Source organism: Brasilonema angustatum, assembly GCF_059505445.1.
On the sequence record NZ_JCACKO010000121.1, the window covers coordinates 1 to 7,851 of the forward strand.

Below are 7,851 nucleotides of genomic sequence, written 5' to 3' on the forward strand. Positions count from 1 at the left end.
CTCCAAATGATTATTATTCTTGCTTTGGGTGATTTTATTGCTTGGAAGTCCCTTAATTGAAAGTGGCATCATGGGTGAGTATCGTCACATCTTGGGTTGGGGATATGGCAGAAAAAACAATAGTGAATTGGATACTGCTCATAAACTGCGCCAACTGCCGCGCCCCTATCAAAGTTAATTTGAGTATTTAATTGAGGTCGCTACTGCACTTAATCAGTCAAAAGCGAAGTCGAAAACCAGCAAAGAACACCAAGGCGCTATTCTGGAGGTGTTGGAGTATGATGTAGAACAAAGACAGTACAAGCAATAGCAGTGTAAATAACAGGTCTTAAGAGTTGTGATAGCAGCGGGTTTTGGATCATGTAACGGAGGGCTAATGAGCAAATCGAAGCAATTAAAACTGGGTGCGTTCATGCGTCCGGTAAGCATACATACAGGCGCTTGGCGTTATCCTGGGGCTTTGCCTGATGCCAATTTCAACTTCCCGGCGCTGAAACAATTCATCCAGAAACTAGAGCACGGCAAGTTCGACGCATTCTTCATGGCCGATCACTTGGCGGTGCTTAATATGCCGATCAACGCACTCAAGCGCAGTCACACCGTCACCTCCTTCGAGCCTTTCACTCTACTTTCTGCCCTTGCCAGCGTCACCGAACACATCGGGCTGGTAGCTACTGCTTCCACCACTTATGACGAGCCTTACCACATCGCTCGCCGCTTTGCGTCTGTTGACCATATCAGCGGCGGTCGCGCCGGCTGGAACATCGTCACCACATCAAATCCAGATGCAGCGCTCAACTTCGGCTTGGAAGAGGAGGTAGAGCATGACGAACGCTACGCACGGGCTAGGGAATTCTATAATGTCGTAACAGGACTTTGGGATTCCTTCGCTGACGATGCGTTCATCCGGGATGTGGAATCAGGGATTTATTTCGATCCCAAAAAAATTCACGTTCTGGGTCATCAGGGAAAATATCTCTCGGTGCGCGGACCCTTGAACATCGCCAGACCTGTCCAGGGTTGGCCGGTAATTGTCCAGGCGGGCGCATCCGATGCCGGACGACAATTAGCCGCCGAAACAGCCGAGGTCGTGTTTGCACCTGCTGGTAATCTGGAGGCAGGTAAAGCTTTATTTGCTGACATTAAGGGACGGGCGCGGGCGATTGGACGTGACCCAGAAAGCATCAAAATTCTTCCAGGTGCTTTGGTGATTGTGGGTGAAACTGTGGAAGCGGCGATCGCCAAGCGTACACATTTGGACAGCCTAGTACACTATGACAGTGGAATTGCCAGCTTGAATAGTGCCCTTGGCTACGATGTTTCGGGTTTCGATCCGGACGGTCTGTTGCCAGAAATCCCACAGACTAACGCCAGCAAGAGTGGGCGAGAACGAATAATAGCACTGGCGCAACGCGAGAACCTGACTATTCGACAGCTGGCTCAACGCGTCGGTAGTTACGGCGGACTGGCGTTTGTCGGTACACCCCAAACGATCGCCGAGGAAATGGAGCAATGGCTGACTGAGGAAGGATCTGATGGCTTCAACATCATGTTCCCTTTTCTGCCTGAAGGTTTGAATGATTTTGTAGACAAGGTTGTGCCAGAACTCCAACGGCGTGGAATCTTCCGCAAAGAATATCAGGGTAAGACGCTGCGGGAAAATCTTGGGCTTGCCCGCCCTGCCAACCGCTTTTTCCAGACCAGAACCGCGTCTGTAAGCTAGATGTGGGTGAGCGCATTTACCTGGAGACGGAAGTATCGTCCTTATGTTAAGTGATCGTTACAGATAACCAGCACACGAAGACATGAACCACTGGAAAAATTAACTTTTGGACGGGTTGCACAAACGATGGCTGGAATTTTAACGCGGATTCGCACACCAGCAACCACCAAAACTACGCCGAAAATCTCCAAGTTGGAAACCTGGACAAACATGTCAACGTAGAATTAGCTACCCAATTGTTAAAAATTCGTTCGAGGGCGCGAATTCCTTGTGAACCAAAAACCTCGTAGTAAGCTGACTGCAACTTGACGGCTGGTACAAGGTCATAAACTGCATTCAACACTTGCAAATTATAAAGATATAATGCCTCTGCCTGTGCCTCAATAGAGCTGTCAGTAGATATTTCCAACTTTTGGAGAAAAGCTGAGGGCATATACTTTAATGCGGGATCGAGTCCGATAATACAGGGAGTGCCTTTTTGTTGAATCAGTTCAATTAAACGATCTGCAAACATCAAAGTATTGCCCATCAATTTACTCATGTTCTAACCATGCCCTAAGATCGGATGTGGTTTGTAAGGTTCCTCAAGCAACTTCTGCTCGTCTTCAGAAAGTACCAAATCCACAGCCTCTACTGAATCTTTGAGATGTTCTATTTTACTCGCACCAATAATAGGAGCCGTTACACCTGGTTGATGCAACAGCCAAGCTAGAGCAATCTGTGTTGGGGTAACTTGACGTTGTTTAGCTAAGTCTACGACGCGATCGACTATTTGAAAATCTGATTCCTCATAGTAGAGATTGTGGGCAAATTCATCGGTTTTCGCACGAATGGTTTCACCATAATTTTGTTTTTGGCGATTTCCAGCTAAAAAGCCTCGTGCAAGCGGACTCCAGGGAATTATCCCAATCCCCTCAGCGCGAGATAATGGTATGACCTCTCGTTCTTCTTCGCGATAAACTAGGTTGTAGTGATTTTGCATGGAAACAAAGCGCGTCCAGCCGTGTTTGTCTGCCGTGTAAAGAGCTTTGGCGAACTGCCATGCGTACATACTTGATGCACCAATGTAACGAACCTTACCCGATTTAACGACATCATGCAATGCCTCCAGGGTTTCCTCAATCGGTGTTTCGTTGTCCCAACGATGAATTTGGTACAAATCCACATAATCTGTGTGTAGGCGTCGTAATGAGGCATCAATGCTATCAAAAATATGTTTGCGAGATAGTCCTCTGTCGTTGGGGCCATCACCCACTTGATTGTAAACTTTGGTAGCAATGATGACTTGATCTCTTTTGGCAAAGTCTTTGAGTGCCCTTCCGAGAATCTCTTCGCTAACACCTAAAGAGTAAACATCGGCGGTATCAAAGAAATTAATCCCCAACTCCAAAGCCAGTTTGATAAATGGGCGACTTTTTTCTTCCTCTAGTACCCATTCTCGCCATTTGCGGGAGCCATAAGTCATTGTACCTAAAGACAGACGCGATACTTTCAGTCCGGTTTTGCCAAGATTAACGTATTTCATAAAGCTAAATTGAGGATGTGTGTACTGTGCAAAACTACCAATTTGTCAAGGCTTAGCAGACTAAGATACAAATTTTTAAGCGTAATTAGGCTGCCTCAGTTTCATGATATAAAACTAAGTATACTAAATTTATGTGTACCTAAACTTCAGCAAATCGAATACTTGATCATAACTTGTGGACTTGTGGTGTGCAAGTCGAATACAGCGTCAATCATTTTGCAGGTATTTTCCTCAGGGAAGATATTAATGCAACTAAGTAATAAAGAAAATACTGAACCAGATAAACTTCTGTTTAGTTTTTTTCATATTCCCCCGGCTCTAAAATCTCTAATTTTTGTTGTTTCGTCATCTATCTAAAAGTTGGATAAAGTAATTATGTGGTTGGATGCAATTGATCATATTCAAGTCACATCTTCCCCGGAAGCAGAAGATGCAATGCTATTTTTCTACAGCAAAGTTTTGGAAATCACTAAAATTTCTAAGCCTGAGACAATCAAAGCGAATGGAGGTGCTTGGTATGTTCTGGGAAATATTCAGATTCATGTTAGTACGGAAAAAAAACCAGACAATGCAGCATCTAGACGACACATTTGTTACTTAGTCAGTGATTTCCAGGCTTTCCAGGAACACTTACAAGCGCATGGTGTGGAAATTATTCCCGATCAACAACCAATACCAGGACATGCGCGATTTTTTCTGCGCGATCCCGCTGGAAATCGGATAGAAATAGCAGAAAAACACAGCACTTTATCATAACAATTCACAAGCAGATAAAATGATTTTTGACCAAGTAGAATTTGATCTACGTTGCGAATGGGGTGCAAACGGTGTTTCTGAACTCGCACCTATTAGCGATGTCATTGTTATAGTTGATGTTCTATCTTTCTCAACTTCAACAGAAATTACCACAAACAATGGTGCAATCATTTATCCCTACCAATGGAGAGATCAGTCTGCCCTTGACTATGCACAGTCTGTACAAGCAGAATTATCAAAAGGTCGTTTATCCAAAGACGGTTATTCGCTTTCTCCTGCATCTCTAACGAAAATTTCTGCGGGAACTAAGCTGGTTGTAGCATCTCCCAATGGTTCTTCTCTGACGTTGCTGACTGGAAAGACTCCCACCATCGCTGGTTGCTTGCGAAACAGTGAAGCTGTGGCAAAATTTGCTCAAAAATATGGATCTCAAATTGCAGTGATTCCCGCAGGTGAAAAATGGGAAGATGGTACCCTACGTCCAGCATTTGAAGATTTAATTGGCGCAGGGGCAATTCTTAGTTATTTAAATGGCAGTCTTTCACCAGAAGCAGAAACTGCTGTAGTAGCATTTCATGCATTTAAGCATGATTTTTTAACGTATATGAAACAATGCACTTCTGGAAAAGAGTTGATTGCCAAAGGTTTTGAGTTAGATGTGGAATTAGCAGCGGCTTTTAATGTTAGCGATTGCGTACCTTTGTTTACTGAAAACGCTTACATCCGTCAAAAATAAGAACCCCGACTTCTGGTGAGAAGTTGGGGTTCTTGGTTTTTAAATTTAGTCGCTCTAGTTTTTTTGTAGAGGTAAAGGAACTTCAGCATTCAGCCATTCTAAGAAGCCTTTATTTATTTCTGTGGGTGAGATTTCTGCAATAAAGTTGGTGTAATTAATATGCTGGAGAATCACTTCTTCAATTTGCTCCCGATAACCTGATTGAGTTTTTACAATCAAAACGACTTCTGGTTCTTCTGTAATTTCTCCTTTCCATATATAAGCGCAGGTAATGGGAAACCAATTAACACAAACAGCTAGTTTTTGTTCTAACAAAGCACGACCGATATGACGTGCTTCATCTGAATTATTCAAGGTGATGTAGTAAAGTTTCATGTCAATCAACAAAGTAGGTCTAAGATTTTATAACAGTTCACTCTTTTCTACTCGCTAGAAATCGATTTTGTCGCAAGTTTACTGACTAATACCATATCATAATTCATCTTTTCTGATGTTGCATACCTTACTTCTGTTTATTACCGCGTTCATTGCAGGTGGACTCAATGCTGTGGCAGGGGGTGGAAGTTTTATTACATTTCCAGCCCTAATCTTTACAGGTGTGCCTCCAATCGCTGCCAATGCAACAAATAATACTGCTTTATGGGTAGCGGCTTTGGCGAGTGCAGGAGCATATCGTCAGAATTTAACCATACCGCGACAGCAATTTTTCTTACTATGTGGCATCAGTTTAGTAGGTGGAATGCTTGGTTCTGTTGCTTTGTTATATACCTCTGCAGATGTTTTTCAAAAGCTAATTCCGTATCTATTGCTGGTAGCAACGCTTGTGTTTACCTTCGGTGAACCGCTCAAAGCATGGTTTGGGCGTCAGAGTCAAAAGTCATCAGAATCCCCACCGTTGTTAAACCTCATGCTAGCCCAATTAGCGATCGCTATCTATGGTGGTTTCTTTGGCGCAGGTTTAGGTATTTTAATGCTAGCAACCCTGACGTTTTTGGGGATCAAAAATATTCACACCATGAACGCGTTTAAGACGTTTTTAGGGAGTTGCATTAATGGAATTGCCATAATTCCCTTTATTTTTGCAGGTGTCATTGCTTGGCATCAAGCTATTTTGATGGCAGTGGGTGGTTCTCTTGGTGGTTACTTATGCGCTAACTATGCTCGTAGGCTTGAACCCCGTTTAATTCGTAGAGTTGTGATGGTTGTTGCTTTTAGTATGACTATTTACTTTTTTATTCATGGTTAGGCTTAAGGTGATTTCTAGGAAAGAATTTACCGATGGAGGTAAAATGTACTCTTGATGCGAAGGAAACACGAGAAAGCATTTTGGATACCTTAGCTCCAGCAGGCGCACTCAAAGGATTAACATCATCGTATATCGAAGACTTGCGATTGGCAGCATCGAAAATGAATGGAGTAGAACGTCGGGCATTTATCAACAGAAACTATTCAATCTATGGCTAAACTTTTTGAATCCATCACTGAAGAACTGCAAGAATTTATTGAAGCTCAACACCTTTTCTTTGTAGGTTCTGCACCCTTAAGCTCTACTGGTCATGTTAACCTTTCTCCTAAAGGTCTAGGAGGTTTTCGCGTTCTTTGTCCCCATCGTGTAGGTTACTTGGACGTTACAGGTAGTGGTAACGAAACCTCAGCCCATCTGCAAGAAAATGGGCGAATTACTTTTATGTTTTGCGCTTTTGCTGAACCCCCGAGTATTCTCCGTCTCTACGGTAAAGGATACACAGTTATTCCCAGTTCGCCAGAATGGAAAACTCTGTATCCCTTGTTTTCAGAGATTCCCGGAGCGCGTCAAATTATTGTAGCGGATATCTCAAGAGTGCAGACCTCCTGTGGTTTTGGCGTACCACTTTATGAATATAAAGGACAGAGGGAGACTTTAGTCAAATGGGCAAATAAAAAAGGTGAAGCCGGACTTAAAGAATATCATCAGCAAAAAAATCTGGTCAGCATTGATGGTTTAGCAACTCCATTGAGTAAGTCATGAGACTTAGGAAAAGTTTTGGCTCTCTTATTGGCTGATTTTGGCGCAAAGGTAGTTGTATGCGATCGCATAATTAGCCTATACCCGACTAACCGCAGCATCGGCATTGAAAGAACTAAAAGAGCAGGGATTTAGCCAGGAGCAATTGCCAGGAGCCAGTACAATGGCACAAGTATTGAACCGAATGGGCTATCGTCTTCGCAAAGTTGTAAAAGCCAAACCTCAAAAAAAATTGCACAAACAGACGACATCTTCAACAACATCAAAGAATTTGATCAGCAAGCAACAAGCACACTTGTCAAACGACTAAGCATGGACTGTAAAGCTACCGTTAATATTGGGGATTATTCTCGTGGGGAAAAAACCAGAGGAAACAATGGGATATTTTGATTCGACCACTTTAGCTGGTAATTTCTTTTTCAAAAATCGCCGAAACGATCGCAAATAGCTTATATTCCGAAACGAGGATCTATGACTCAAGAGCAATGGACTGCGGTTGACCGCTACATCACTCATTTGTTTGTGCTGCCCGATCCAGCGCTGGATGCAACCGTCCAGTCTAGCGCCGCAGCCGGTCTGCCGCCGCATAACGTTTCCCCTAACCAAGGCAAGTTGCTGCTGTTGTTGGCGCAAATTCAAAGGGCGCACACCATCCTGGAGATTGGCACACTGGGCGGCTACAGCACGATCTGGCTGGCGCGATCGCTGCCCGCCGACGGTTGCCTGATCACGCTGGAGGCTGACCCAAAACACGCCGAAGTCGCCCGCGCCAACATCGCGCACGCTGGTCTGTCCGATGTCGTTGAGTTGCGCCTCGGGCGAGCGCTGGATACGCTGCCGTAGCTCGTCGCGGAGGACTCATTTGACCTGATCTTCATCGACGCCCACACGAAGCAATCCGGATTACTTCGTGTGGGCGCTCAAGCTTTCTCGTCGCGGTACCCTGATCGTCGCCGATAATGTCGTGCGTAACGGAGCGGTGGTGGATGCCAAGATCTGCGATTCCAGCGTCCAGGGTGTGCGCCGCTTCAACGAGCTGCTCGCCTCGGGAACTTCCAAAGAATAAATTAATCAATAAAAACAAAGAAGCCAGGTTTTTACAATAA

General features: G+C 44.3%; 11 protein-coding genes and 1 pseudogene. 9 read left to right on the plus strand and 3 right to left on the minus strand.

Annotated features, from left to right (window positions below; genetic code table 11):
• Positions 1–376: 376 nt before the first annotated feature.
• Positions 377–1,723 (plus strand): LLM class flavin-dependent oxidoreductase, encoded by a 1,347-nt coding sequence (locus AC5JM2_RS20845; RefSeq protein WP_495836752.1) that lies wholly within the window; start codon positions 377–379, stop codon positions 1,721–1,723.
• Positions 1,724–1,895: 172 nt separating this feature from the next.
• Here the strand turns inward: AC5JM2_RS20845 and AC5JM2_RS20850 are convergent, their stop codons facing one another.
• Both AC5JM2_RS20850 and AC5JM2_RS20855 read right to left on the minus strand, forming a co-directional pair.
• Positions 1,896–2,264, minus strand: coding sequence for a hypothetical protein (locus AC5JM2_RS20850; protein ID WP_495836753.1), 369 nt, complete (start codon positions 2,262–2,264; stop codon positions 1,896–1,898).
• Positions 2,265–2,267: 3 nt separating this feature from the next.
• Positions 2,268–3,248, minus strand: coding sequence for an aldo/keto reductase (locus tag AC5JM2_RS20855; protein ID WP_495836754.1), 981 nt, complete (start codon positions 3,246–3,248; stop codon positions 2,268–2,270).
• 375 nt (positions 3,249–3,623) lie between these two features.
• Between AC5JM2_RS20855 and AC5JM2_RS20860 the strand changes: the two genes are divergently transcribed.
• Together AC5JM2_RS20860 and AC5JM2_RS20865 are read left to right on the plus strand one after the other, a co-directional pair.
• Entirely contained in the window at positions 3,624–4,004 is a 381-nt protein-coding gene (locus AC5JM2_RS20860) for a VOC family protein (RefSeq protein WP_495836756.1), read from the plus strand.
• A 19-nt stretch (positions 4,005–4,023) separates the two neighbouring features.
• Entirely contained in the window at positions 4,024–4,740 is a 717-nt protein-coding gene (locus AC5JM2_RS20865; RefSeq protein WP_495836757.1) for a 2-phosphosulfolactate phosphatase, read from the plus strand.
• A gap of 54 nt (positions 4,741–4,794) precedes the next feature.
• Here AC5JM2_RS20865 and cutA read toward each other — a convergent pair whose 3' ends face one another.
• A complete protein-coding gene (gene cutA / locus AC5JM2_RS20870) occupies positions 4,795–5,115 on the minus strand; it encodes a divalent-cation tolerance protein CutA (RefSeq protein ID WP_495836758.1) in 321 nt (106 codons plus the stop codon).
• A gap of 115 nt (positions 5,116–5,230) precedes the next feature.
• Between cutA and AC5JM2_RS20875 the strand changes: the two genes are divergently transcribed.
• The 6 genes and pseudogenes from AC5JM2_RS20875 (at position 5,231) to AC5JM2_RS20900 (ending at position 7,811) form a co-directional block, all read left to right on the plus strand.
• Positions 5,231–5,986 carry a sulfite exporter TauE/SafE family protein gene (locus tag AC5JM2_RS20875; protein ID WP_495836759.1) on the plus strand — a complete coding sequence of 252 codons (756 nt, stop codon included), beginning with the start codon at positions 5,231–5,233 and terminating at the stop codon, positions 5,984–5,986.
• A gap of 32 nt (positions 5,987–6,018) precedes the next feature.
• Positions 6,019–6,204 (plus strand): hypothetical protein, encoded by a 186-nt coding sequence (locus tag AC5JM2_RS20880; RefSeq protein WP_495836400.1) that lies wholly within the window; start codon positions 6,019–6,021, stop codon positions 6,202–6,204.
• Positions 6,197–6,748, plus strand: coding sequence for a pyridoxamine 5'-phosphate oxidase family protein (locus AC5JM2_RS20885; RefSeq protein WP_495836401.1), 552 nt, complete (start codon positions 6,197–6,199; stop codon positions 6,746–6,748). The genes AC5JM2_RS20880 and AC5JM2_RS20885 overlap by 8 nt, the downstream gene beginning before the upstream one ends.
• Before the next feature lie 103 nt (positions 6,749–6,851).
• A pseudogene (locus tag AC5JM2_RS20890) lies at positions 6,852–7,135 on the plus strand (ISAzo13-like element transposase-related protein).
• An 81-nt stretch (positions 7,136–7,216) separates the two neighbouring features.
• A complete protein-coding gene (locus tag AC5JM2_RS20895) occupies positions 7,217–7,588 on the plus strand; it encodes an O-methyltransferase (protein ID WP_495836760.1) in 372 nt (123 codons plus the stop codon).
• A 67-nt stretch (positions 7,589–7,655) separates the two neighbouring features.
• Positions 7,656–7,811 (plus strand): hypothetical protein, encoded by a 156-nt coding sequence (locus tag AC5JM2_RS20900; protein WP_495836761.1) that lies wholly within the window; start codon positions 7,656–7,658, stop codon positions 7,809–7,811.
• Positions 7,812–7,851: the final 40 nt, after the last annotated feature.